Annotated in this window: 22 protein-coding genes and 1 pseudogene; 14 read left to right on the top strand and 9 right to left on the bottom strand. The window is 38.7% G+C overall.

Going from position 1 to position 26,498, the window contains the following annotated elements:
* Nucleotides 1-3: 3 nt before the first annotated feature.
* Entirely contained in the window at nt 4-981 is a 978-nt protein-coding gene (locus CD126_RS02430) for a hypothetical protein (protein ID WP_142381349.1), read from the bottom strand.
* A gap of 411 nt (nt 982-1,392) precedes the next feature.
* Here CD126_RS02430 and CD126_RS02425 point away from each other — a divergent pair, with 411 nt between their 5' ends.
* The 3 genes and pseudogenes from CD126_RS02425 (at nt 1,393) to CD126_RS02415 (ending at nt 3,043) form a co-directional block, all read left to right on the top strand.
* Nucleotides 1,393-1,794, top strand: coding sequence for a phage holin family protein (locus tag CD126_RS02425; RefSeq protein ID WP_070502995.1), 402 nt, complete (start codon nt 1,393-1,395; stop codon nt 1,792-1,794).
* A pseudogene (locus CD126_RS02420) lies at nt 1,775-2,345 on the top strand (peptidoglycan recognition protein family protein); the annotation flags it as partial. The gene CD126_RS02425 and the pseudogene CD126_RS02420, both read left to right, overlap by 20 nt.
* A gap of 110 nt (nt 2,346-2,455) precedes the next feature.
* Nucleotides 2,456-3,043: a GNAT family N-acetyltransferase gene (locus CD126_RS02415; protein WP_049406771.1), complete on the top strand. Its 588-nt coding sequence runs from the start codon at nt 2,456-2,458 to the stop codon at nt 3,041-3,043.
* A 161-nt stretch (nt 3,044-3,204) separates the two neighbouring features.
* Here CD126_RS02415 and CD126_RS02410 read toward each other — a convergent pair whose 3' ends face one another.
* The gene (locus CD126_RS02410) at nt 3,205-4,143 is read right to left on the bottom strand and encodes a 1,4-dihydroxy-2-naphthoate polyprenyltransferase (protein WP_049406774.1); all 939 of its coding nucleotides are present in this window, start codon (nt 4,141-4,143) and stop codon (nt 3,205-3,207) included.
* 183 nt (nt 4,144-4,326) lie between these two features.
* Here CD126_RS02410 and CD126_RS02405 point away from each other — a divergent pair, with 183 nt between their 5' ends.
* From CD126_RS02405 to CD126_RS02385, 5 genes are all read left to right on the top strand, one after another.
* On the top strand, nt 4,327-5,679 hold the full coding sequence (locus tag CD126_RS02405; RefSeq protein ID WP_049406777.1) for an isochorismate synthase: 1,353 nt from the start codon (nt 4,327-4,329) through the stop codon (nt 5,677-5,679).
* Complete coding sequence (gene menD / locus CD126_RS02400) at nt 5,672-7,351, top strand: 2-succinyl-5-enolpyruvyl-6-hydroxy-3-cyclohexene-1-carboxylic-acid synthase (RefSeq protein WP_103369973.1); 1,680 nt, start codon at nt 5,672-5,674, stop codon at nt 7,349-7,351. The genes CD126_RS02405 and menD overlap by 8 nt, the downstream gene beginning before the upstream one ends.
* Nucleotides 7,338-8,144, top strand: coding sequence for a 2-succinyl-6-hydroxy-2,4-cyclohexadiene-1-carboxylate synthase (gene menH / locus CD126_RS02395; protein ID WP_049406783.1), 807 nt, complete (start codon nt 7,338-7,340; stop codon nt 8,142-8,144). The genes menD and menH overlap by 14 nt, the downstream gene beginning before the upstream one ends.
* A complete protein-coding gene (gene menB, locus CD126_RS02390; protein ID WP_002471904.1) occupies nt 8,137-8,955 on the top strand; it encodes a 1,4-dihydroxy-2-naphthoyl-CoA synthase in 819 nt (272 codons plus the stop codon). Before menH ends, menB begins: the two co-directional genes overlap by 8 nt.
* Nucleotides 8,956-9,183: 228 nt before the next feature.
* Nucleotides 9,184-9,633, top strand: a complete 450-nt coding sequence (locus CD126_RS02385; RefSeq protein WP_002471928.1) for a MarR family winged helix-turn-helix transcriptional regulator — start codon at nt 9,184-9,186, stop codon at nt 9,631-9,633.
* A 50-nt stretch (nt 9,634-9,683) separates the two neighbouring features.
* Here CD126_RS02385 and CD126_RS02380 read toward each other — a convergent pair whose 3' ends face one another.
* Both CD126_RS02380 and CD126_RS02375 read right to left on the bottom strand, forming a co-directional pair.
* Nucleotides 9,684-10,847 carry an aminotransferase class I/II-fold pyridoxal phosphate-dependent enzyme gene (locus CD126_RS02380; protein WP_049406785.1) on the bottom strand — a complete coding sequence of 388 codons (1,164 nt, stop codon included), beginning with the start codon at nt 10,845-10,847 and terminating at the stop codon, nt 9,684-9,686.
* A 102-nt stretch (nt 10,848-10,949) separates the two neighbouring features.
* The gene (locus tag CD126_RS02375; RefSeq protein WP_103369972.1) at nt 10,950-11,960 is read right to left on the bottom strand and encodes an acyltransferase family protein; all 1,011 of its coding nucleotides are present in this window, start codon (nt 11,958-11,960) and stop codon (nt 10,950-10,952) included.
* Nucleotides 11,961-12,230: 270 nt separating this feature from the next.
* Between CD126_RS02375 and CD126_RS02370 the strand changes: the two genes are divergently transcribed.
* Nucleotides 12,231-12,659, top strand: a complete 429-nt coding sequence (locus CD126_RS02370; RefSeq protein ID WP_049406790.1) for a MarR family winged helix-turn-helix transcriptional regulator — start codon at nt 12,231-12,233, stop codon at nt 12,657-12,659.
* 196 nt (nt 12,660-12,855) lie between these two features.
* On the opposite strand, the gene CD126_RS02365 is transcribed toward CD126_RS02370, so the two are convergent.
* The gene (locus CD126_RS02365) at nt 12,856-17,274 is read right to left on the bottom strand and encodes a GW dipeptide domain-containing protein (protein ID WP_103369971.1); all 4,419 of its coding nucleotides are present in this window, start codon (nt 17,272-17,274) and stop codon (nt 12,856-12,858) included.
* A 207-nt stretch (nt 17,275-17,481) separates the two neighbouring features.
* Complete coding sequence (locus CD126_RS02360; RefSeq protein ID WP_049406795.1) at nt 17,482-17,904, bottom strand: GNAT family N-acetyltransferase; 423 nt, start codon at nt 17,902-17,904, stop codon at nt 17,482-17,484.
* 171 nt (nt 17,905-18,075) lie between these two features.
* Between CD126_RS02360 and CD126_RS02355 the strand changes: the two genes are divergently transcribed.
* From CD126_RS02355 to CD126_RS02340, 4 genes are read left to right on the top strand one after another with little or no spacing between them, the layout of a single operon-like run.
* Entirely contained in the window at nt 18,076-18,942 is an 867-nt protein-coding gene (locus CD126_RS02355) for an ABC transporter ATP-binding protein (protein ID WP_049406796.1), read from the top strand.
* Nucleotides 18,939-19,673: an ABC transporter permease gene (locus tag CD126_RS02350; RefSeq protein ID WP_049406799.1), complete on the top strand. Its 735-nt coding sequence runs from the start codon at nt 18,939-18,941 to the stop codon at nt 19,671-19,673. The genes CD126_RS02355 and CD126_RS02350 overlap by 4 nt, the downstream gene beginning before the upstream one ends.
* On the top strand, nt 19,670-20,758 hold the full coding sequence (locus CD126_RS02345; protein WP_169931221.1) for a sensor histidine kinase: 1,089 nt from the start codon (nt 19,670-19,672) through the stop codon (nt 20,756-20,758). The genes CD126_RS02350 and CD126_RS02345 overlap by 4 nt, the downstream gene beginning before the upstream one ends.
* Nucleotides 20,755-21,357 carry a response regulator transcription factor gene (locus CD126_RS02340; protein WP_049406804.1) on the top strand — a complete coding sequence of 201 codons (603 nt, stop codon included), beginning with the start codon at nt 20,755-20,757 and terminating at the stop codon, nt 21,355-21,357. Before CD126_RS02345 ends, CD126_RS02340 begins: the two co-directional genes overlap by 4 nt.
* Before the next feature lie 54 nt (nt 21,358-21,411).
* Here the strand turns inward: CD126_RS02340 and CD126_RS02335 are convergent, their stop codons facing one another.
* Both CD126_RS02335 and CD126_RS02330 read right to left on the bottom strand, forming a co-directional pair.
* Nucleotides 21,412-21,882: a DUF2538 family protein gene (locus CD126_RS02335; protein WP_002471869.1), complete on the bottom strand. Its 471-nt coding sequence runs from the start codon at nt 21,880-21,882 to the stop codon at nt 21,412-21,414.
* Between the two features lie 21 nt (nt 21,883-21,903).
* Nucleotides 21,904-23,169: an LCP family protein gene (locus CD126_RS02330; RefSeq protein WP_049406809.1), complete on the bottom strand. Its 1,266-nt coding sequence runs from the start codon at nt 23,167-23,169 to the stop codon at nt 21,904-21,906.
* A 556-nt stretch (nt 23,170-23,725) separates the two neighbouring features.
* Here CD126_RS02330 and CD126_RS02325 point away from each other — a divergent pair.
* On the top strand, nt 23,726-25,378 hold the full coding sequence (locus CD126_RS02325; RefSeq protein ID WP_049406812.1) for a phospho-sugar mutase: 1,653 nt from the start codon (nt 23,726-23,728) through the stop codon (nt 25,376-25,378).
* 114 nt (nt 25,379-25,492) lie between these two features.
* On the opposite strand, the gene rihC is transcribed toward CD126_RS02325, so the two are convergent.
* Nucleotides 25,493-26,401 (bottom strand): ribonucleoside hydrolase RihC, encoded by a 909-nt coding sequence (gene rihC, locus CD126_RS02320; RefSeq protein ID WP_049407151.1) that lies wholly within the window; start codon nt 26,399-26,401, stop codon nt 25,493-25,495.
* Nucleotides 26,402-26,498 lie beyond the last annotated feature (97 nt).

Raw genomic sequence — 26,498 nt, 5'->3', positions numbered from 1 at the left:
ATATTAGATGAAATGCAAAATAATCGACACTACAATGTTGATAGCAGTAAATAATAAACCAAACTTAACGAGCATACGATTTTCTCTTTGTTTTAGTGTTTTTAACAAATTATCAATTTTTGTATTCACCTCTTCACGAAATGCATTGATCTCTGAACGTATCTCTTTTTTGAAGTCGTTCATTTCTTCACGAAGCGAATCGAAATCAGCTTTCATCTCTTTTTTGAAGTCATTCATTTCTTCACGAAGCGAGTCGAAATCATCTTTCGTCTCTTTTCGGAAATTATTCATGTCTTCTCGAAGTAAATTGAATTCATCTTTCATCTCACTTTTGAATTGATACATTTCATTTTTATGCGCTTCGAAATCATTTTTCATCTCGTTTCTAAAATACTTAAAATCATCTTTCATTTCATTGCGCGTTTGTTCGAATTTCTTCTCCAAATCATTTTTGAAACGTTCATATTCTTCTTTTCTTTCATTATTAAAGTGAGTGAATTGATTTTCCATATAGCTTTTAAAGGACGTGAAATCAGACTTATTCTCCTTTTTAAACTGAGCATACTCATCTTTCATCTCTTTTTTAAATTCGGAATATTTACTTTCCATTCCTTCTTTAAACTTATCGAAATTTAAGTTTAACTCAGCTTTAAATGTCTTAGTGTCCTCTTTAGTATCTTTAATGAAATCCTTGTAATCTTGCTTTAACTCGCGTCTCAGTTTGTCATTCGCTTCGGTTTGCACTTCGTAAAAGCGTTGGTTGTCTTTGCGCATGCCAGTCATTTCTGATTGGACATGTTCTAAGGCGTGTTGTTGACTTTCTTGCAACTGATTGAGTGTCTTCATAGTAAAGTCTTCATGTTCTTGTAAACGCTGAAGAGACCGCTGATACGTTGAGATATTGCTTTCAAGAGCAGCGTGCTTCCTATCCAATTTCTGTTTGTGTTTATAGAATTCTGCCTTAGTTAAGTAATTTGTCATGTTCTCATCTCCTAGATGTCTTTTGTAGTGGTAGGAGAGCGGTGCTTGAGGTTGCTTTAACATAAGCTTAAGTTCAGAAGGGTGGTAAAAATGCGGGTTAGAGCTCATTGATGTCTCCTTTATCGTAAGTTGTCGTCTAGTGTAAGGTGCAAATAAGGATTGAGAATCGGTTAAAGACAGCGAACGCGCCTGTATTTTCATTATTAAAGTTATTATATAGCAAAAAACCCCTCTGTTCAATTGGAAATATAATATTAGAATAATATTCTAAATAATTCTGTGAATAGAGAAGAAAAGATTGAATTTTACTACTCATACCTCAATACAAGTCACCGGTACTCATTGTTTTAACCTCAAATGTTATTTCTTTCGATATTTAGTGTGAATTCACAGTGAAAGGAGGTTGAAACGATGATCGATCATTTAACGCTACCTGTTGCACATGGCACGTCGCTGTTCTACTCAGGCAATTGGTTACTGATCAACGCTTTGATATTACTTATGATTACAGACGTAATTACGGGTTTGTTGAAGGCTATCAGTAAGGGGCAGTTGTGGAGTAAAAGTGCGCTCAACGGTTATGTTCGAAAGATTGGTTACTTGTGTGTCATCCTAGCAGGCAACCTCATAGACGTCATCTTTCAAATGCATGGGATGTTTATCAATAGCTTTGTTCTATTTTACATCGTAGGTGAGTTAACGAGTGTACTAGAGAATGCTGTAGCAATGGGCATCCCTGTTCCTAAACTATTAAGCGACAAACTGATGATAGACAACAAAGGAGAAGTGACACATGACGAAGACACTCATTGATTATTGGAATAATGTTCCAGTATATCGGCAACTCTTACCTATTGGAACGCGGCGATGTGGTGCAAGATTAACTACGGGGAGACCGGTGTTTGCAGTCTTTCACGATACTGGCAATATTGACAGTACAGCGCAGAATAATGTTGATTACTTCACACGGACGTACAACGAACCGTGGGAAAGTACCTCTTCAGCACATATCTTTGTTGATGATGTAGAAGCTATCGTGTGTATTCCGATTGACGAAAAAGCTTGGCACGTAATGTATAACACAGTGACGGATAATTTGTGGTATGGGATTGATGCAAATGACGGCGCGTTTGGTCTGGAAGACGTGCTATTTCTCCAACCGTCAACGCTCGTTAAAGTCGCTGGATAATGCCTGTCGAGTGATGGCAGCGCTTTGTCGGTCATGGGGAATCGATCACTGGAACCACATGCCAGGGCATCAAGAGATACAGAGTGATAAACGAGATCCAGGGAACCTCTTAGCAGCTTGTGGTTATGCGCGAGACGATATGAATCGTATCGATCGTCTAGTCGCACGGTATCTGTAATTGAAAGTTCAGTACAACACCTTATCCTAGGTATATAATTATGTTTATTTAGTAAAATATTATATAATATAAAAGACTAACAAATAACGATTTAGGAGTTTGAAATTATGATTAGAAAAGCGCAACCTGAAGATACTGAACAGCTTGCACGATTAAGTTATATCATTTGGGAAGGGCTTGAAACAGATTTAGTTCAGCATATCGAACGCACACGTCTATTAGATGTGATTGAGCGTAGTATGACTGACGTGAAATATCGAGGTCACATTGATAATATATGGGTTTATTTAATTGAAGGCCAAGTAGCTGGATGTTTGATTGCTTATCCAGGTAAAGATGAGCTGGAGCTAGAGAAAGCTTGGTTAGAATTAGAATTAGACGAAGATATCAGAGCATACGGTTTACCGATGCCGACGAAAGAAGCGAAAGATGATGAATGGTACATCGAAACTGTAGCTACGTTTCCTGAATATCGAGGACGTGGTGTCGCCACAGCGTTGTTTAGACATGTGATAGGTCAGCATCCAGACTATCAGTGGAGTTTGAACTGCGATGTGGATAATACAGGAGCGTTAAGCCTTTATCACAAACTGGGTTTTGAATCAGCAGGTACAATCGATCTTTATGGCCATGAACATTACCATATGGTCTTATCTGACGATGCACGTGAACGCTATCGTTCTAGTAATGTGTAAAACGGAAGACGAACCACGTAACTTTTAGAAAGAACGTTGCAACATAAGATCCAACATCATAAGAAGACATAAGAATAGCCCCAACAAAGTGCCTTAAATACTTTGTTGGGGCTCTATATTGAATCCTTATATATTAATTGGATTAAGTGAGACCTTATAGCTTAAATTACACCAGCAAGACCACTGAGGTAAATGCCTAAAGCGTAAAGGATACCGAAGATGGTATTGGTTTTTCCTGTAGCTGCCATTGCAGGCATCATAGTTTGTGGTGTATCATTTTTCTTGAATCGTCGAACTGCTTTAATTGGCATATTAAATGATAGCAGTACGAGTAAATAGAATAGTGATGCGCCTGGATGGAAGATAATGAGTCCAATCACAAATAGATAGGCGATAATGTATAAGAGACCCATTAAGCGTACGGAATTATTTTTACCTAATAAGATAGGTAACGTCTTACGGCCACTTTCTTTATCTTTCACGCGATCTCGAATGTTGTTTGCCATATTGATCAAACCAATCGTAATCACAATCGGAATACTAATCCAGAACGCATACCATTGTAAGTTGCCTGTTTGGATAAAGAAGGCGATGAGTATAATCACCATGCCCATAAACACACCGGAGAATAACTCGCCAAATGGTGTCCATGAAATCGGCATTGGTCCGCCCGTATATAGGTAACCTACAGCCATACATACTAATCCTACTGGTAGAATCCAGAACGAGCTTGCTACAGCAAGAAAGATACCTAGCAGTGCCGCGATAATGTAGAATGCAATAGCGAGATTGAGCACAAGTTTAGGGCTCATGCCGTTGCGTACAATTGCGCCACCAATCCCCACGGAAGTATGGTCATCGAGACCTTTCTTGAAGTCATAATACTCATTAAACATGTTGGTAGCAGCTTGTATTAAGAGACAAGCGATGAGCATCGCCAAGAAGAGACTGAACTTCAGATGGTCTTCGCTACCTGTCATAAAGAGTTTAGCCGTTGCAGTTCCAACTAACACTGGAACGATGGCTGCTGTAAGTGTATGGGGTCTCATTAATTGCCAATACTTTCGGACAGTAGAATATTGTTGATATTGAGAAGCCATGCATATCATACCTCTTATTCGTATATTAATTTTTATGAATCAAATTAATTTTAATAGAAGTTTTAATAGAGGTCAAATGGCGGATAATCATTTGTATTGATTTAAGCAATAATAAATACACAGTTTCTGAAAGATGGTACAATATTATAATGAATAAATTTTGTATTGAAAGAAGTGACATGCATGACTGTTGAGGTCAGGGAAGATGAAATCATAGAACGTGTTTATAAAAGCAATCATGATTTTGTTTCTGTAGAAGCGAAGATTAACCGTGAATTAAATCCTGTAGAACTCTTTCAACTGACTGAAGATGAAGCGGGGAATCGTTTCTACTTTAAAAAGAATAATAATCAAATGTCTTTTTTTGGTTTTAACGCACTTAAAAGATATAAAAATGACTTTGAAAATAAACAATCCATCTTCCGCGAATGGGAAAAAGATAAAGAACGTATTGATTGCATTCATCCTCATTCTGCTAAACATCACTTAAAAATATGCGGAGGATTTCAATTCTCGGCACATAAGTCAGGAGATGAATGGCGTCAATTTGGCATCAATCATTTTATCTTACCTGAAATATTGAGCACGATGGAAGACGGTGTCACATATGTCACGTATACAGTTCCACGAGAAGAATTTGATATAGAGCGTTTCAAAGCGATCGTTAAACGTCTGACAGAACGACCTGAATCCTCAATCGAACCGCCGAAAGACATCACACGCATAGAGGACATTTTTAAGGATGAGTGGCGTGATCTCGTTGCACAAACGGTAGATGAACTTGATGAGACGAAAAAGATCGTGCTTGCTCGTAGAAGATTGATTCAATTTGAACAGCCGATTTCAGTGCCGTATCTATTGCAACGCGCATTAACTGGGGAACAGAATAGCTATCTCTTTGTGCTTGAGTCTGAAGAGAGTATCTTCTTCTCTCAAACACCAGAGCAATTGATTGAAGTGGAAGATAATGTACTTTCTACTAAAGCGGTGGCTGGAACAATACGTCGGACACATGACGAACAGCTTGATGAGGAGAATATTCAAGCCTTTTTAAATGATCAGAAGAACTTGAATGAACATCAATTTGTAGTGGATAGTATCCTGCAAGATATTGAAGATTACGTGACGGAAGTGGATTACAATCGTAAGCCTGAAATCTTAACGAACGATCATCTATTTCATCTTTATACACAAATTAAGGCGTCACTGAAAGAGAATGCCTATATTAAATTATTGGATCGCTTACATCCTACGCCTGCATTGGGCGGTTATCCAAAGGATGAAGCTGTTGAATATATCGAACGTTATGAATTTGGAACACGTGGCCTCTATGGTGCTCCAGTAGGCTATATCGATATGGATGACGACTGTGAGTTTATTGTCGCGATAAGATCAATGTTACTTAAACAGTATCAAGCAATTCTATTTGCCGGTTGCGGAATTGTTTGTAATTCTGATCCAGATGCAGAAGTTGCGGAAACATCTGTGAAGTTTAAACCGATGATGAAAGCATTAGGAGTAGAAGTTAATGACTAAACATAAGGAAGCTTTAACGAAACAAGTATATCAACTCGCCTCTGAACTGTATGCTTATGGTATTCATGAGGTAGTCATCAGTCCGGGGTCTCGCTCTACACCATTAGCGATTGCCTTTGCAGCACATCCAGATATCAAAATTTGGGTACACCCTGACGAGCGTAGTGCGGCGTTCTTCGCTTTAGGGTTGATGAAAGGGAGCGAACGACCTGTTGCTATTCTGTGTACTTCAGGTACTGCAGCAGCAAACTATACGCCTGCTATAGCAGAGTCTCAGATTAGTCGATTGCCACTTGTTGTGTTGACAAGTGATCGTCCTCATGAGTTGAGAGGTATCGGCGCCCCTCAAGCGATTAATCAAGGTCGCATGTTTGAGAATTATGTTCATTATCAATTTGACTTTCCGATTGCGGATGGTCATTATCCTGGCGCAATGACGCAAACGATTCAATTTCAGTTGCAAAAAGCAAGCCAGCATTTATATGGTCCTCATCGTGGTCCTATACATTTTAACTTGCCATTCAGAGAGCCTTTAACACCTGATTTAAATAACTTAGATTTGCTTACTTCAGAGACGTATGCGATTCCGCATTATCAAAAAACGGCTTCGATGGATCATATTCAATCAAGTTTAGACAAGGACAAAGGTTTGATTGTGGTAGGGGATATGCAACATCAAGATGTGTCCCAAATACTCAAGTTTGCGACGATACATGATTTACCTATCCTTGCTGATCCATTGAGTCAGCTACGTCAAAGTCAGCATCCTAATGTCATCACGACGTATGACTTGCTGTTTAGAGCAGGTTTAAAGGTAGAGCCAGACTTTGTTATTCGCGTAGGCAAACCCGTCGTCTCTAAAGTGATTAATCAAAGGCTCGGACGTACTGAAGCATATCAAATTCTAGTACAGAATAATGATCAGCCTGATGCTTATCCTGTTGCACCACATATCTCTTATGAAATGTCGTCGAATGACTTCTTTAGACAAATTATGGAGCTAGAGCCTAAGAAGCGTCATAACTGGTTAAGTCACTGGCAGTCATTAGAGAAACGTGCAAGAGTCGAGCTTCAAGACTACGTTGAACACGCTTCCGACGAATCAGCTTATGTCGCTCGTCTTTTAGAGAAACTCACTGCTGAAGATACATTGTTTGTGAGTAATAGCATGCCTATTCGTGACGTGGATAACTTAGCTACTGATTGTGAAGCGATGATTTACGCAAATAGAGGCGCAAATGGTATTGATGGCGTCGTTTCTACTGCACTAGGTATGGCAGTACATCGAAAGACGACGCTTCTGATTGGTGACCTGGCGTTCTATCATGATATGAATGGCTTATTGATGGCTAAAATGCATGATATTCATCTCAATATTGTTATATTGAATAATGATGGTGGTGGTATCTTCTCTTACTTGCCACAAAAGCAATCTGCAAGTGATTATTTCGAACAGCTCTTTGGTACGCCAACAGGTTTAAATTTCGAACATACTGCCTTACTTTATAACTTTACCTTTGCGCGCTACGATGATTTACAGTCATTTAAAGACATGCAGTTATCTGAGTTTGGTGGTCATATATACGAAGTGATGACTGAACGTGATGATAATCATCAACAACACCAAAATCTCTATCAGAAATTGAGTGATATGATTGATGTTGAATTATAATTTTTATCCAGCAGAGAAGCAGTCAAAACAACTACTCATTATGCTACATGGCTTTATTAGTGATCAGCGCACTTATCATCAACATTTAGCTACGTTGCGACAACAGACGAACGTCTTACTCATCGACTTGCCAGGTCATGGGGAAGACCAGTCGAGTGAAACAGAAACATGGGACTTTCCATTTATCTGTAGCGCATTAGACGAAGTATTGAAGCAATTTGCAGAATATCAACTCTATCTACAGGGTTATTCTATGGGTGGTCGTGTCGCACTTTATTATGCAATATATGGTACAATGAAAATTAGCGGTTTAATACTTGAAAGCACTTCACCAGGCATTGAGGATGAAGAACAAAGAGTCGAACGTCAGCGTGTAGATGATGCACGTGCGAAAGTATTAAATCTTGCTGGTATTGAAGTGTTTGTTAACGATTGGGAGAAACTCCCTCTTTTTCAAACGCAAAAGCAACTCCCTAAAGAAATGCAACGAGGGGTCAGAGAGTTAAGACTCTCACAAGCACCGAATCGTCTTGCTAAAGCACTACGCGATTATGGTACAGGGTCAATGCCTAATCTCTGGCCTAAGGTAGAAGAGATAACTACGCCAACTTGCATTATCGTTGGGGATTTAGATCATAAATTCTGTCTTATCGCAGAATGTTTACAGCCCGCTCTGACCAATGCAACTACGCATCTAGTGGAAGATATCGGGCATACGGTAAATGTGGAAAACATAACGGAATTTGATAATATAGTATTAAGATTTATGAATGAGGAGGACAAACATGTCTAGACAGTGGGAAACGCTCAAAGAATATAGTGAGATTAAATATGAATTCTATGAAGGTATTGCGAAGATTACGATTAACCGTCCTGAAGTACGTAACGCTTTCACACCTGATACAGTTCAACAAATGATCGATGCATTTAGTCGTGCTCGCGATGATGAACGTATTTCTGTCATCATCTTAACAGGTGAAGGCGACAAAGCATTCTGTTCTGGCGGAGATCAGAAGAAACGTGGACACGGTGGTTATGTAGGCGACGATCAAATTCCTCGTCTTAACGTACTCGATTTACAACGCCTTATCCGTGTGATTCCGAAACCAGTTATTGCTATGGTTCGCGGTTACGCTATCGGTGGCGGTAACGTCTTAAACGTAGTGTGTGACTTAACGATTGCTGCTGACAATGCCATCTTTGGACAAACAGGTCCTAAAGTAGGTTCATTCGATGCAGGTTATGGTTCAGGTTACCTCGCTCGTATTGTAGGTCATAAAAAAGCACGTGAAATCTGGTACTTATGCCGTCAATACAATGCACAAGAAGCATTAGACATGGGCTTAGTTAACACTGTCGTTCCGCTTGATGAAGTGGAAGATGAAACTGTAAAATGGTGTCAACAAATAATGCAACATTCACCGACTGCACTTCGTTTCTTAAAAGCAGCGATGAATGCCGATACAGATGGTTTAGCAGGTTTACAACAGATGGCCGGAGATGCTACATTATTATACTACACAACTGATGAAGCGAAAGAAGGACGCGACGCATTCAAAGAGAAACGTCAACCAGACTTTGATCAGTTCCCTAAATTCCCTTAATTCAAAGAATCAAGATAATGATGAAGACAGCGGTTGAGTGTAAGACACATTCAATCGCTTTATTTTTATAATTCAATGCATAGAAGCATTGTATTTATTGCTAACTGTTATATATACGATAAGTATAAAAATATTAACACATTAGATATAAAATCTTATCATCTGATAATTAATGTTTGACAGATATTAATATTTAGAATATATTATAGTTGATGAGGTGAGTGTATTATGACTAAAGAATACGGTGATGAACTAAGAAAAGAACTTTGTTTCTTATTTTACGTAACAAACAAAGAAATAGTGAATCAATTTAATCAGTATTTGAAAAGATATGACATTAGTTTTCCGAATTACATTGTGTTACTTTATATCGACACAGATCGTCCGATATATATCAAGACACTTTGTGAAGAGCTCTATTTAGACTCTGGTACGATAAGTCCGATTATTAAGCGCCTAGAGAAGAAAGGTCTTATTAATCGTATTCGTACGCTTGAAGATGAGCGTCGTGTGAAGATTGAACTTACACAAGACGGCATCGACCTTAAGAAGCAATTCAGTAAAATTTCCGAAGATGTCATTCAACAGTTTGACATGCCAGAAGAAGACACTGTGACTTATTACAACTTACTACGTAAATTTACTGATCGAAACATCATTGAAAAATACAAGAAATAGCACAAAAGCGATTGTTGGAAATGGTTAACCAACAATCGCTTTTTCAATATTTATGACTGATAATGCTTTTCTAAAAATCTTTCAAGGCGCGCCATACCTTCTTTGAGCTGTGATAATGGATAAGCGTAAGAGATTCTAACGTGACCTTGGCCATAATCAGTAAATGCAGAACCTGGTACCATGGCGACATGAGCTTCCTCGAGAACTTCCACGCAGAAGTTAAAGTCATCATCAGTGAAACGTGTGATGTTAGGGAAGATGTAGAAAGCACCTTCAGGCGTAGCATCTAGCTCAAAACCGAGCTCTGTAAGTCGACGTACTAAGTAATCGCGCCTTTCAATATAAGCTTCGTTCATATAGCGCGGTGCATCTAAACCTTCTTGCAAAGCAGCCTTACAAGCTATTTGAGCAGGCACATTTGCACAAATACAATTATAGGCATGCATAAACGTTAATTTCTCAATTAAGTATTCAGGCCCCATGAGAAAGCCCATACGGATGCCTGTCGCAGAATGAGATTTACTCAATCCGCTGATGAGCAGAAGTTGGTCGCGTAGTTCCGTAAACTGACCGAAAGATGTATGGTGCCCTTTGAAGGTATTCTCTGCGTAAATTTCATCACTGATGACAAAGATTTCATGTTGCTTTAACGTCTCTACAAGCGCTGCCACTTCATCGTAGCTGAGTGTGACACCTGTAGGATTAGTAGGATAGTTTAAAAGTATCGCACGCGTCTTGTCAGTAATATGAGACTTGATCGCTTCAGGCGTTACCTTATAATTTGTTTGAGTTGTATCGATATAAACCGGTATGCCACCTAAAGTCTTCACGAGAGGGATATAGCCTGCGTATACAGGGCCAGGAATAATAATTTCGTCTCCCTCATCAATGATACTACGAAGCGCCGTATCGAGCGCCTCACTCGCACCATTCGTAATAATGATTTCTTCTGGATCATAATCTACTTCAAAGCGTTGTTTAAAGTACGCGCTAATTGCCTCACGTGTTTCGATGAGTCCCTTATTGTGGGAATAACTTGTATGGTTCTCTTCAATAGCTTCAATATATGCTTTTTTAACCACATCCGGCATAGGAAAGTCGGGTTGGCCAATAGTAAGATTGACACAATCCGTCATGCCTTTCATACGGTTGGAGAATTGTCGTATACTTGGTGCTTGTAAGTATTTAGAATGCTGGTTTAACGCTAATTTCATTTTTTCACCTCAAAAAGACCGAATTGCTCACTCTATCATGTCGAAAGAATTAAATTAAGTCTATTCTAACATAAATCAAGAGATTGCAATTCGGCTTTATTATCATTTCGAGTTAAATTGCGAAGGTCGTCTTAAATGAATGATTGGGTTCGACCATTTTACTACAAAGTTGGTTGTTAAAATATAAACAATCAATGCACTCAAACCGATGAGATAAATATAAGTCATAATTGAGATTGGTTCTTTGAATGGGTAGAGTTCAAACCCTCTCACTACGCCAATCACTAAGCCATGTAATAGGTAAACTTGCAGTGTGCGACCACCCATGTAGGTGAACCAATGTTGGTCCTGTGGTACAAGATTAAAGACTGAGAACATCGCGACTAGGATGATGACGTAGAGCACAAGCCGTTTCAATGGACTGTATAAACCTTGATCACCATCCTCTAAAGAGGTGTAAGGCGTACTGCCAAGCAACCAATCCGCATTGATAGGGTGGATATAATAAATCACAAAGAAACTGATCAGTATAGCGATAGAAATCGGTATGAGTCGTTTATCACGCAAGAACGCAGTATGTCGTTTCTGGAACAGGTAACCAATATAGAAGATTGGGAAAAAGATAATCGTTCTTGAGAAACTTAAATATTCGTTGATATTTGATGAAAATCCTGCGAATAGCGATATGATAATTGCGACGGGTAAGACGATATAGGGTTTGTAATCCTTAACGATGACGAGAATGACATGGAATAAAAATAATGTCAGCAAGAACCACAACGCAAATACAGGGTTGAACGGATCAAATGTCACTTTATCAGTTTGCCCTGTAAAGTAATAATAAAATGAGAAAAAGGCAAAGAAGATAAAGTAAGGAATGAGTAACTTTCTAGAGACCTTTTCTAAATAACCTTGTTCTCCGATTTTTTTCGCAAAATACCCAGATATAAAGAGAAATCCTGGCATATGGAAACTATAAATAGTTAAGTATAGCGCCGATAGAATCGGACTCTCAGATTTATATGGTTGTAAAAGATGACCGAAAACTACGAAAAATATTAATATCGCGCGTGCATTATCAAAATAATAGTCTCTTTGTAAGGATTTACCCATAAATTTAGCTCCTTCAAAAAATTTATAACATCTAATAATTTATTATACAAAGTGTTGCTAATGCAACAATATCGCATTATTGTGGTAAAATCGTTTGTATTTAATGAGCGAGAAACGTATAATATTTTTAAATTCAGTATAAGTGTAGCATTACATCATGTAGTGAAAGTGGTGGCGGTTCGCGAGTTCCCTTAAGATAATATCTATATCGAGCGTTTCCGACTCCCAGTGCATCGCTACAGATAGAACTTAAATAAGAGAGGACAACAAATGTACAAACAACTCGAAACAATCATTACTTCTTTAAATGAAGATTTGGAACTTGTGAGTCAGCGAATAGGTAGTAAAGTCGATTTATCTCATGAGCAGTTTGTCATATTAAGATTACTATATCCGCAACAAATGATGTCTCAACATACCATTACAAATAAGTTGCACAGAGAGCAATCGTTGGTGTCGCGTTGGATTAAGAAACTACGTCGTCTCGATTACGTGAAAAGTCAGACGTCTCCAGTAGACATGCGACGAAAAGATTTATTGCTCACTGAAAGAGGTCTAGAACTTGTACGCCAAATTAATGAAGCGCGTATCTCACTCCTTGAAGTGCGGGCTCAGAAATTAACTGTAGATGAGCAAGCCCTATTCGCGACATTGTTAGCAAAGTTGAGTGATAGTGATCAAGCTGATGATGCTGAATAAAAAACGATAGGTCATTATCTTGTAAGTCATTGAGGCTATTCATTCCTCGGTTAACCAAGTCGCTTCACCATATGGTTTACACGATACTCAACGTTAAAAAATAAAAACCACTTAATAAAACCCTTCAATCATTACGATTAAGCAATGACTGAAGGGTTAAGTTTATGATTTATTTCATTGAATTCAATCGAACAAACTATTTTTGATACGTACTGATATCAAAGTATTTACCAGTTTGTTTGATCTGATCGTAGAATGACTTAATGCGGATAGCATTTTGTTTTGCCCATCCAATATCAGTTGCATATTGATGCGTACCTGGTTTGGCAGGGTTCCAACGCATTTTATACAACGTATTCTGACCCTCGTGAATGTAACGGCCAGCGATGAAATGCGCACCGCCAACAATCGCTTTCTTCACTGTATCCCAACCTGCTTGTTTCGCATAATTGAAACCTCCGCGAAGTGCATCACTGTCTACTGCACCAATACCGAACATGTTGTAGTACTTCTTACCTGTAGTGACCACTTTATTATTGACCACGTTACCACCATTTGCGAGGGTAGAAGTACCGTTGCCTGTTTCAAGTAGGGCATGTGAAATAAGATAAATTTCATTGATATTGTACATCTTCGCAGCTTCACTGAAAGCTTCACCTTGGCCTTCAAGAATACCTTTACCAGCAAGTAATTTGTTGAGTGAAGCAACTGATAGATTCTGAGCCATATCGAGTCTTAAGAATTGATATTTCTGAGTATCATCTTTAGCGAGTTTATCAGAGTCCATCGCTGCCTTGATTTCAGCAAGTGAAGCATTCGTCCATTTACCTGGAACGTGTTGCACTTGTGGACGGTAAGCCAAGTTATACTGTAATTTCGCAGCTTGATCAAGTGTCATGTTGGAGCGGTAGTATTTCACTAACGCTTTACTTAAGTCAGACGCCTTGATCCACACGAGTTTACCGTTTGAAAGCTTACCATGATACCAAGTCACACCATTCACCGTTTGTTGTTCGATGACTTTAAAGATACTTGCATAAGCGCCAGTGAGTGCTGTGCCGTTCTTTGCAGTCGGTGAGCTGTAGTAGAGACCATTCTTATTCGTTACGACAAATTCATATGAGAATGGCGTTGTCTTACTTGCAGCAGCTTCTTTCGTAACCACTTTTCCACTTTGTGCAGTTGCTTTCACAGGAGTTAAGTCTTTGCTGTTAATCCAACCTGTCTTATTGTTCGTCGTTCCGTAAAGGTAGGCGTTATTATCCACTTTAATTGATTTCGATACGTTAAAGATACTGTTGTGAGCTTGTTTCAAATTATCCAGCAACTGTTTATTCGTACCCCAAGGAATAGAGTAGAGACCTTGCGTTGATGGATTAATCGTGTATTGACCTTTTGCTGCAGTTGGTTTGCTTAAGTTTTTCAATTGAATATCTTTCGCGTTGAGCCAACCGTTTGGTGTGTTTTGACGCTCATTCTGTAATAAGACATAAGTTTGGTTGCCTTGTGTGCGTTGTTTTGTAATAGTAAAAGTTTTGCCGCCATAAACGTTCGCTTTTTTACCAACTGGATCAAAGACAGTTGCACGAATACCTGAGTTATTCGCTTTAACTTGACCGATCTTACTTACAGCAGTCGTCACGTTCTTAGGTGTTGTATCTTTGTAAGCCACATCACTTGTTAACATCCAACCGATATTCGTATTCTTATCAGTTAAAAGGTAGAATGACTTCTGACCTAAAGTTGCTTTCTTCGTTAACTGATATGTCTTGCCGTTAAGATATGACTTCTGAACGCCGCTTTGATCGTAAACAGTTGTGTAAAGGCCATGATTAGATTTAGCTACTGTACCTTGCGCGTTCGTTAATGGTGTAACGACGAGCTTCGCTGACGCAGCAGGTGCTTTCGGTTTCGGTTGTACTGGTTTAGGCTGCGCTGTTGCTGTACTTGTTAAATGTGATGCACTAATCCAACCAGAAAGTTTGTTTACTGTACCGTAAATATAAGGTGTTGAACCAATCACTTGTTGTTTCGTAGCTTTAAATGATTGGAGACCTTTACCAGATACTGTACCTGCTTTTTGAGCTGACGTACCCCAAGGAACGAGGTAAAGTGTTTCGCCAGATTTCACTTTGTATGTTTGATTAACTGATTTGGTTGCGCCTGCTTTGTTGTAGTTCACATCGTTCTGATGAATCCAACCGATCAAATTGCCTTTGTTGTAATCAGAAACGAGGTAGAATTTTTCTGAACCAAGTGAAGCGGCCTTAGTCACTTTCAATGTTTGGTTCGTTTGTGTCGCTTTTTTACCTTTTTGATCATAAACCGTTGTGTATAAACCTTTGTTAGTGTTATTGATACGTGCAACACCACTGTTTGCATTTACTGACAGTGTACCTTGTTTACCTGTTGAAGTAGATGGGTTAGGTTGACTTGGTGAAGGTTTAGACGGTTGTGTCGTTGTACCTGAGCTTGCAGTTCCCCAAGGTGCGACTTTGTTCGTTTTAATTAAATATTTTTCATAAATTAAATCATAAAGCTCATCATAAGAATAGTTGTGCATTGCAAGGTAACCATGTGGATCGACGTGATCTGTACCACCTAGGTAGTTACTTACAGAACGGTGTGTCCAAACTGTACCTTGACCATCATATTCAGCGCTATCCGGTTTCAAACCATAGTAAAGTAGGTTCGTTGCTGCATAATCCGCATAGTTATTGATTGAACGTGCGAATGAGTCATAGTCATGTGTGTGGACAAGCTCAACGTGGATAAAACGTTGGTTGGCAACAGGGCCTGCACCCCAAGCGCCGTAGTCCGTGTTAGCCGTTTCGATAATACGGTTACCATCGACATAGGCATGTACGAACGCAAGACTATAGTTATTCTTCATGAAGTTAACTTCGCCATCTATCGTAGAAGAATCGTTGGCTGTATCATGCATCACGATACCTTCAGGTTTACCATAGCGATAGTTAAATTGAGGTAAATAACTCGCGATACTTTGCTCGTACGTTGGTACTTTATAGTTCTTGCTACGGATGTAATTATTGATTGAAGAATTCACTTTAGGTGCATACTTCGGCAATTTCAACTTCGGTGCTTTAGAAGCTGCTCTGAATGTTGACGTACGAGTTGGAATTTCTTCTGCATCATCGGAAGCGACATATTTCGCTTGAACTTCTTCAAAATGACGTTCCACTTCCTCTTGTTTATGAGGTGAGGCTGTCACTTGAGCCGCTGTTAACGTATGGTGTTCATGTGCTTTGTCAGTTGGTGTTGCATCAGCAAGATTACTTTCGTCTTCATCGGATGACGTTGTCGCTTCTGTAACCTCGTCCTCTACAAAATGTGCATGATCTGCTTGGTAATGACCTTCGACTACGCCTTGTTTGTCAGGTGCTGCAGTAATTTGAGCTGGCGTTAGCGTACGTTTAGCATGTGCCGCATCAGTTGGTGTGGCATGTGTAAGGTCTTCATTAGCTTTAGCTACATCTGAGTTATCGTCAGATGAGGATGGGCTAGTAGCAGATGCTTCTGAGTCTGCTGATTTCGCATCATTGCTTGAAGATACTGTAGTCGCTTGCGCGTGTTCGCTATCTGATTGTGTTACATCTGAGTCTTGAACTGAAGCTGTTTTAGCGGCAGCATCTGTTTCTGTATCTGTATTGTCTACATCGTGTTGTGCTTGAGTTTGTGCAACATCTTGCGCACTTGAAGTGTTCGCTTTATCAACAATATTGTGATTATTTTCTCCTGATACTGTTGATTCTGCTTTACCTTGTTGATCTTCAGTAGCAGAGTGTTTAGCGATATCTTGAGCTTGTTCGATAGCATTTGAAGAAGCTTCTGTACTATCTTGCTCCATAGTAGAAGCGGTTGCGTCAGTAGTTACTGAAGTTTGATCCTTTTGAACATCAGTAGCGGATTGAGCTACTTCTTCGTTATCAAGAGTAGTTACAGGCGTTTCAATAGCATCGTCTTGTGCTGCGTCAGTTGAAGTTGTCGCATCTTCTGATACAGTTTCGTTGTTAGATAAGGCTTGATCAGTCTCTGCAGTATTAGTCTCATTATCTTGTGTTGTTTCTTCGGCAGGCGTTTGATCCAACGTTTCTGTAGTCGCTACTGTGTCATCTTGTGCGTTCGCTTCATGATCTTGCGCATTCACATCATCACTTTGATTATCTGATTCGCTACTTTGTACATTTGTATCTTTGCTTTGAGTATCTTGAGAAGCTTGTGCATCTTGTTGAGCGTCAGTCCCTTGTGAAATTTCGTCTGAAGTCACGTCTTGCACCTCAGTTTCATTATCTGCAGTATGATAAAGCGAATCTAAATGAGAGTCGTACGCTTCTGTATCTGCTGTTTCAGGCGCTTTCACAATAGAAGGATCTTGATAAACTTGTGTCTCTGAAATATTTGTCGTCGGGTTACTGATTTCATCTTTAATTTCTTTTGATTGATCTAATGCGTGCTGGTCGTCAAGAACATTAGAATTTGAAGTTTGATCTTGTGTTTTTTCAGCCGCATGAGCGTGATGTGTAGTCAAAGCTGTACCTGCTAACGTTAACGCAATGATTGAAGGCACTTTGAATTTAAACTTTAAATTAGCCATATAACTACTCCTTTATGTATACAAAATTTAAATACATTATAATACGGAGTATGTGTAAAATCTTGAATTTCACTGGATTGTAATATAAAAGTAATGTTAAAAAGCGTAGTCGACACATAATATAATTGAATTACGCGTGCCTACGCTTAAAATATCAGATATATTATATTTTCATTACAACTTGAAGACAAAGTGTATAATCACTGTTTAAATATGCTTTGTCATACGTATATGCTCAATATTTTCCTCTAAAAATACTTCACCCTCAGCCTCATAACCTAAAGATCGATAGAAATGTTCAGCCTGACACTGTGCATTGAGCACCAATGTTGAATAACCCTCTTTCTGCGCAACTTCCTCTACAAACTGCATCAGCTGTCTGCCATTACCGCCTTGTCTATAGGATGATTTAATCGCTACACGTTCAACTTTAGCTGCATCTTCGTAAGGTCGAAAGCGCGCGACTGCGAAGGGCGCTCCATTCTCGGCATAACCCACGATATGTGTCGCGACCTCTTCGTATGAATCGAGTTCATTTTCGATTGATACACCTTGCTCGTGCACAAATACTTCTCTTCTTATTGAAAATGCATCCGATAATTCTTCTTTAGTCGTCACTTTTTTGAACATGTTATTCCCACCTTGAAGTTTTAAAAGCAATTATATCTTATTATATCTGAGAATTCACTTCAGAATCCTTAGAATGTGACATTTGTCACATTGAAGTGATGACATCCTCTACTACTGCAATTCCTAGAGGATTTGTAATATTGAAGTATCACCAGTGGAGGAGGTAGGTCCATGATTGAAGTAAAACATTTAGAAAAAGGTTTTCAGAAAAAGCAAGTGCTAAAAGACGTGAAATTTAACATACCTAGCGGTGAATGTACGGCACTCATAGGCAAAAATGGAGCAGGAAAATCAACTTTAACTGATATTCTAATAGGGGATTTGGAACGAAACCGAGGTACTATCCGAGATTCACCACATTTACTAGATAAAGAACATTTAGGTATACTCTTTCAAACTTCTCAATTTCCAAAAGTAATGAAAGTGAAAGAGTTATATCATCTTTATGCGAAAATAGTTAAAAATCCTTTCTCTTTAAAGCAATTTCAAGAGATTACTCTTTTTACAGAAAAACAGCTTAATCAATTTGCGAAACAACTTTCGGGAGGTCAACAACGCATATTAGCTTTTGCACTTGCTATTATTGGTCGTCCTAAGTTACTCATTATGGATGAACCCACGAGTGCGATGGATGTCGAAATGCGCAGTCATTTTTGGAACGTTATTGAAAGACTCAAACAGCAAGGCACCACGATATTTTACACATCGCATTATATAGAAGAAGTCGAACGCATGGCTGACCGAATTATCGTCTTAGATAAAGGGGTCATAACTATAGAAACGACACCTCAAGATTTGAAACAAACACAGCATTATTCTGTAATATCTGTACCTAAAAGCTGGGCAAAACACATAATCCAGTTGCAATCAGTTAAGTCAATCCAGCAAGACAAATTACTACATATAACTACCGATAACGTTGAAACGACGCTCAAAGAGTTGATGACACATCATATTAATCTTAATGAGATAGAAATCACGAAGGCGTCATTATTGGAAACAATATTTTACGAAGATAAAGAGAGGGAAGACGTATGATACGAACATATTTAGGTATTGAAATTAGAATGCTATTTCGAAAGAAAGTATATTTAGCATTATCAATACTGTTGCCATTAGTATTCTACTTACTCTTCACTTCAATTATTGATATACCTTCTGCTCAACAGGAAATTTTCTATAAAGAATACATGTATAGTATGGTGACTTTCAGTTTAACCAGTTTCTGTTTAATGAGCTTTCCTGTGGATTTAATAGAAGAGCACCAAATAGGGTGGCAGAAACAGTTACTTAACACGCGTATGAGTTATCCTGCTTATTATATGACGAAAGTGTTCAAGACGATGATTCAATTTGCCTTATCAATCGTCGTGATCTTTATCGTTGCTGCTACTGTGCGCAATATATCTATGTCCATGAGCGAGTGGCTAATTTCAGGTCTGACACTTTGGATTTGTGCTAGTTTATTTTTATCTATTGGTATTCTGTTGGCCCAAGTCAATGATTTACAAAAAGCGAGTAGTCTAGGCAATATTTTATATATCGTCTTAGCAATGGTAGGTGGTCTGTGGTTCCCAGTGAGTCAATTTCCAGAATGGTTAAAGGTCATTGCTTACAAATCTCCAACTTATCACATGAAACAGATCGCTCTAGATATTGGGAAAGGGGAGCACTTTAACTGGCAGTCTATGCTAGTATTATTAATATATAGTGTTATCTTTGTGGGGATGGCTTTACTGTTGAAAAGAAAACGAGGTGCGTCAAAATGAAAGCAAAGCTGAATACGAGTCTCATTCACTTGTCCTCGTTGTTATATTTTCTCATGCTCGTAATCGGACTATTCATGCATCCTCGTGGCCCGATGTGGCTAAATATTATCTTAGTCATTACGTTCGGTATCGTTTATTCGTTAATGATTATCTGTAATCCAATATTGAATACCTATGTATTATACAGTTGTTTTCTTGTCTATTGTATGTTGACGATAAGCTTTGTATATAGCATGACACCTGAAGTATCGTTATTTTTCTTTTACAGTGCTTTCTTTATTCCTTTTATAGTAAAAGAAAAATTTCAAAAATGGTTTATTCTTACGATGCTGATAGCGATGTGTGGTTGTTTAGCGGTTACTTTAATCTTTTATAAGTTCTCACATTTGTTTACACTCATTCTGTTTTACGTCGTTATCGTTATGATATTAATCGGTAATAAGCGGATGGTTAAAAATCGCAAGTTGAAACAAGAACTTGAACAGAAGAATCAACATATCAACGTTTTGATTGCAGAACAAGAGCGCAACCGCATTGGTCAGGATCTTCATGACACGTTAGGTCATGTCTTTGCGAGCCTCAGTTTAAAATCAGAACTCGCTATGAAATTGATAGATCAAGATAAAGATAAAACGAAGAAAGAGATAGCGGCAGTTAATCAACTTTCTAAAGAAGCGCTACATAAAGTAAGGAATATTATCAATGATTTGAAGATCCAATCTTTTGAAGAAGAAGTACAGGGAATGGAAATGTTATTAGAGAATGCAAATTTTGAATTTCATTTTACCCATAAGGAGAAAGCGCGCGTACTCAGTCCCTCTAAACAATCTATCTTAGCCATGATCTTGAGGGAAGCGTTGAATAATGTGATCAAGCATTCCGGAGCGACGAAAGTGTGTTGTAGTTTAGAAGAAGACCAAGAGACGATTACGTTAACAGTGCATGACAACGGACGTGGTCTAGATAGCGGTATTACGTTACAAAGTATTGAACAGCGTGTGATTAGAGTGAATGGCACCCTTGAAGTGACGAATGACAAGGGTCTAAAAGTACAAATTACAGTTCCGCGAGGTGAGCGCCTATGATACGAATCACGATAGCTGAGGATCAGACGATGTTGCGTCAAGCAATGGTGCAACTTATTGAAATGCATGACGATATTTCTGTAGTGGGAGAAGCGGGTGATGGCGCACAAGCATTGCAACAAATTGAAGCGCAGTTACCTGACATCGCGATATTGGATGTAGAAATGCCCCAACTTTCTGGGTTAGATGTATTGAGTCGAGTAAGAGCACAAGAAATCCCAACGCATATTATAATTGTTACTACATTTAAACGTCCTGGGTACTTTGAAAGGGCAGTAGCGAACGATGTCGATGCATATGTGCTCAAAGAGCGATCTGTAGATGAATTAGTGGAGACGATGTATAAAGTGATGAATGGAGAGAAAGAGTATAGTAGTTCACTCATGACTTCTGTGTTTAAAGAAAGAAATCCACTCACGGCTAAAGAACAGCTCGTGTTAAAAGAAATTGGGAAGGGACACTCAAGTAAAGAAATTTCGAAAGCACTCTATTTATCGAATGGGACGGTTCGGAATTATACCTCTACACTTATTGAAAAATTAGAAGTAGACAATCGTTTCGAAGCTTGGAAGAAAGCAATGGAGAAGGGATGGATTTAAAACAATACATCATAAAAGGCGTTGTTCGCGGGGAACAACGCCTTTATTCATCTCTTATTGTGCTTCTTGACGTACGATGGCAGTATATTGCCAGAATATGCGCATCTGAGCAATATTCCAGTTATTCATGCCCATCGTAAAGCCAGATGGTGTAAAGATATTGACATTCGTCACTTCAAGTGCGGCTGCAATCAAGTATTGAATTGGCACACTGATCGACTGCATCGTTTCAGTGACACCATTTTCATCATAAACCCATGAGAAAGGAAGTTCAGACTCAAATACATCGACTTTGTCGAAGATTTCAGGTAATGCCACTATATAACATGCACCGTCGACTACAGGATTCGTTTCACTGTCTTTATAGTAGATACGCAAAGCTTCGTAATTCTCACGATGTTCATGGTTCACATAGAAGAGTTGGCCTCTAAATAGTGCCATATCTTTACTATGAATCATCTGCTGTTCAAGTATGTTGAACATGCCGTTAATGTGCGAGAGTTTCTCATATGTTTTGCGTGACATCGCGCACACTCCTTTCAGAAATTAGTAGACGTCATAGCCACCTTGTTGTTGATTGTTAGGATCTTGACCGTACTGACCGGATTGATTAGGATCCGCGCCTTGAGCTGGTGCTTGATCTTGGCCTTGACCTTGATTACCATTGGCTGGATTGCCATCTTGCCCTTGTTGGTCGTCATCTTGATTCTTATTAGATTTGGAATGTAAAGTCTTATCATCGTCTTTGTCACTTGTTGTGTCATTCTGATTCTTATCTAGTAAATCATCGTCGAGTTGCGTTTGTGGTACGAGTTCACCATAGCGATCAATCACTCGTTGATTTAAGAAGTCACGTTTATTCTTGATAGGTGATAAACCTAAATCTTTACGTAAAAGGTTCGATGATTTCATTATACTTTTTATGTCTGGATTATAATAGTAAATACCATCGAGCATGTCATCGTCACCAGAGAGTTGTGATTTCTTAATATCTACACCACTCTTTAAGTACGTAGAAGCAAGTGCACGAATTTCTTTGTAACTTAAGTTGTGGCTAGAATTTTTACCTACAATTTTAATCACATTGTCGAGTTTATTTAAAGAATCTACTTTTTGAGCTTTCGCAAAGAGTAGCTGTAATAGTTCCATTTGTCTTTGACCGCGTTTTAAGTCAGAGTCTTTATGACGCGTACGTGCTACAGCTAAAGCTTCTTCGCCGTTCAGTTTATGGCGACCTTTTTTAATTTTTGTGCGACCATCATCATTTTTATTCACTTCGTTGATATTGTAAGGTACATCGTACTCGATACCGCCAAGCTCATCTACAGCGTCGACAAAGGCGTCCATATTTACTCTGGCATAGTAGTCTACTGGCACATTCATCGTCGCTTCTACGGCATCCATAGAGGCTGTAGGGCCACCATATGCGTGGGCGTGCGTAATCTTATCATAGTAGCCGACTTTCGGAATATAACTAATCGTATCACGCGGAATGCTGAGCAAACGGATTTGTTTCTTATCTTGGTTAAAAGTAGAAAGAATCATGGAGTCTGTTCGTGAGTTCTCACTATTTTGACCGCTCTTTTTACGATTCTCGTTCTCATCAATTCCTAAGAATAGGATAGAAATCGGATCTTTAGACGCATTCACTTTGCCTTCTCGCAAATTAGATTGGCGTCCTGTATCGTTGTCATTATGAGAACTTTCAAAAGCATTTTGCGAAGATTTGAGTAAGGTTACCGCAAAGATAATCGGTATGACAATCAATACTAATGATAAAAGTATGAGAAGATATTTAAACAATTTATTCATGATTGAAGCTCCCAAATATTAGTTTAGTGTTGTTATGTTATGCGATGAAAAGACAGCTAAAGTCTCTCTATGTAAGCATCATAACTTTACGCGATAACAAGTGTTTTCATAACTTCATACAATCGATTTTAACTTAAATACAGTCTTTATCATTTTTACAATAACTCACAAAAATAAATGTTAAGTTATTGTAAAGACGAAATTGTACTATAAATAATAATTTTATTACTCTCAACTAAAAATATCAACTGTTAGCAGTAATGTCTTATCCTAGATGATACATTACATTAAGCGTATTTTTTCCTCCTTCGTCTATGGACATTTTAACATGTAAAAAATAACGATCTTGCTGATTAAAATATCTTTACTGAACGGATAAACACATGAATTATCAACGCAGATAAGCTATAATGAACCTTACAAATCATTTATTGTAAATCAAACTAGGCTAGCGTTACGCATTATAACATACTCATGTTGATTAATAATGAAAGATACGCAGCCTAGACTTAAATATTTAAATGTTGAATTGGAGTTATAAAGGAGACTTGAGATCATGGTCAATAAACAGGCTTGGTTAGACCACTTAGATGAAAGTTTAGTACGTCATTTCTATGAAGAACAGGATAGTACAACACGCGAAGAGGGCTTCCATGAAACTTTAGCGTTTGGTACAGCAGGAATACGTAGTACGTTTGGTATAGGACCAGGGCGATTGAATGCCTTTACAGTGAGAAAGGTCGCGCTAGGGCTAGCACAATATTTAACTCAGCAACATGAAGACCCAAGCATCGTCATCCATTATGACACGAGATTTCTCTCTAAAGATTTCGCCCAAGAAATGGCAGCTGTGCTTGCGCATCAACATGTTCATGTGACGATTTCACAAGATTACAAATCTACACCTGAATTATCGTTTGCAGTCCGTCAATTAAAGACAGATGCGGGTGTGATGATCACTGCGAGTCACAATCCTAAAGATTATAACGGTATTAAAGTTTACGATCAGCATGGTGGCCAGCTACTTCCAGAAGCCTCTGAAGATTTGAGTCATTTTATTAATGCGATTGAAGATCCTTTAAGTATTGAAATAGGGGACTTTGATCAGTTATTGAATGACAATATGATTTCATATCTTCCTAGCGAAGTCACGCAAGCTTATAAAGACGCGGTTAAAGATTTAGTAGGCAATATAGGAAGCGATAGTACCAAAGTTGTGTTGACGAGTTTGCACGGCACAAGTTTACCTATCTTGTCAGACATCTTAACAGAGCTCAATTATTCTAATTTTGCAGTGGAAAAGGAACAGTCGACGCCAGACGGTCGTTTCCCAACTGTTGAACGTGCGAATCCGGAAGAAGTTGAAGCGTTTGATATAGGGCTGCAACTGGCTAAGAAGGAAAATGCAGGGCTGATCATTGCTACTGATCCAGATGCGGATCGTTTCGGCTTTATCGAGCGCTACGAAGATGGTACGTACACATACTTTAATGGGAATGAAATTGGATTATTGCTCATGAAATTGCGCTATCAAGAAGCGTTAGAAAGTGGTAAGCAGCTCTATATGGCGAAATCAATCGTGACGAGTGAGTTAGCTGAGCGTTTAGCGCGTGCATTGAATGTTGAAGTAAATAACGTCTTAACAGGATTTAAATATATTTCTGAGTTACTTGAACAGAAAGCGCATGAGGAAGAGACGTTATTACTGGCTTTTGAAGAAAGTCACGGTTATTTAGCGGCCCCGTTCTCACGTGATAAAGATGCGATTCAAATGGTACCATTACTCATTAAATATAAGAGCATGCTAGCAGATAACGGTTTAACGATTAAAGATACACTCGAAGATATTTATGAACAGATAGGTCATTTTAAAGATAAAACTATTTCACCGACATTTGAAGGTGCAGAAGGTAGAGCACGCATCGAAAATATTATGAATCAATTTAAAGGCCAAGCGCCTCAGAGTATCTGTGGTTTAAATGTACGCGCGATAGAAGATTATAATGAAGGTGTGGTAACAGATATCCAAACGGACGAACAACATGAATTATCCTTACCTCAAGCCAACCTTGTACGCTTTATTTTTGATGAAGGCTTTATTGCAGTGCGACCTTCAGGTACTGAACCTAAGATTAAACTTTATTTCTCATTAGATGTTGAAGATCTTGACGCAATCATAGAGGAATTTAAAGAAACTTACGTGAAATAAGCAATGATTCAAAGGAACTTTTTAAATAGAACTTAAATCATAATACAGCCCTAAGACGGTTTCATAGCGAAATCATCTTAGGGCTGTTTTTATGGCATAGATAGTGTAAGTAGATTACTTCGCATGACGCAATGCATTGAAGAATAAGTCCTTGAAGCGTTCTGGGTCGATAGACATTACGACACTCGTGTTAGGGAACTCTGAGTTAAAGTCTGTGACAGTCATACCTTTCGTTAGCTCGCCTTGGACTTCAATTTGAACATGTGCTTCTTCGACTTTGAAGTGTTCTGGATGGAGTAGGAAGAGTAACGTATAAGCGTCGTATACGTTAATTCCTTTTTCAAAATCATCTCCGCGATAATGTTTGAACATTTGATGTAACATATCTCCAGTTTGGTTCAAGTCTTTGAGTTCATCGACATGTTCGTGTAAGAGCGTTGAGCTACGTGCCACATCGAGACCGACCATAGTTAATGGCAATCCAGAATCAAAGACAATTTGTGCAGCTTCTGGATCACAATACATATTAAATTCAGCTGCAGGCGTGATGTTACCTCTGTTTGCACTACCACCCATTAAGACGATTTCTTTAATGTGTGCTGTGACTTCAGGATAGGTTTTGAGTAAAAGGGCAATGTTTGTCAGCGGACCTATTGGGATGAGCGTTATCGGTTCATCACTTTGAAGTAACGCATCTCTCATAGCTTCAACTGCATGAGTAGATGACAGTTCAGTTTCATTGACCTCTTCGAATTCATAACCAGCCATCCCGGATTCTCCGTGAACTTCACTCGCATCAACAATATTCGCCATAAGCGGTTGAGAAGCACCTCGGTGAACAGGAACATTACTATTAAAGAATTTCTTTAATTTTAAAGCGTTAGCTGTGGTTTTCTCGATGCCTACATTACCATTTACTGTGGTAATCATCTTTAAATCGAACTGAGGGTGATTGAGCGCAATACTAATTGCCGCTGCATCATCAATACCTGGATCTGTATCTATAATAATCGGTTGTTTCATTTCCATAGGTCATCCTCCTTAAACGTTGAACTTATATCCATTGTACAACGAATAGATTTATGAATGCTAAGAAGAGCATTTGTTATTGAGCATAAGA

Source organism: Staphylococcus pettenkoferi, from assembly GCF_002902685.1.
Taxonomy (GTDB): domain Bacteria; phylum Bacillota; class Bacilli; order Staphylococcales; family Staphylococcaceae; genus Staphylococcus; species Staphylococcus pettenkoferi.
Note: the sequence above shows the minus strand (reverse complement) of the source record. Positions and strands in the feature narration are given on the sequence as shown.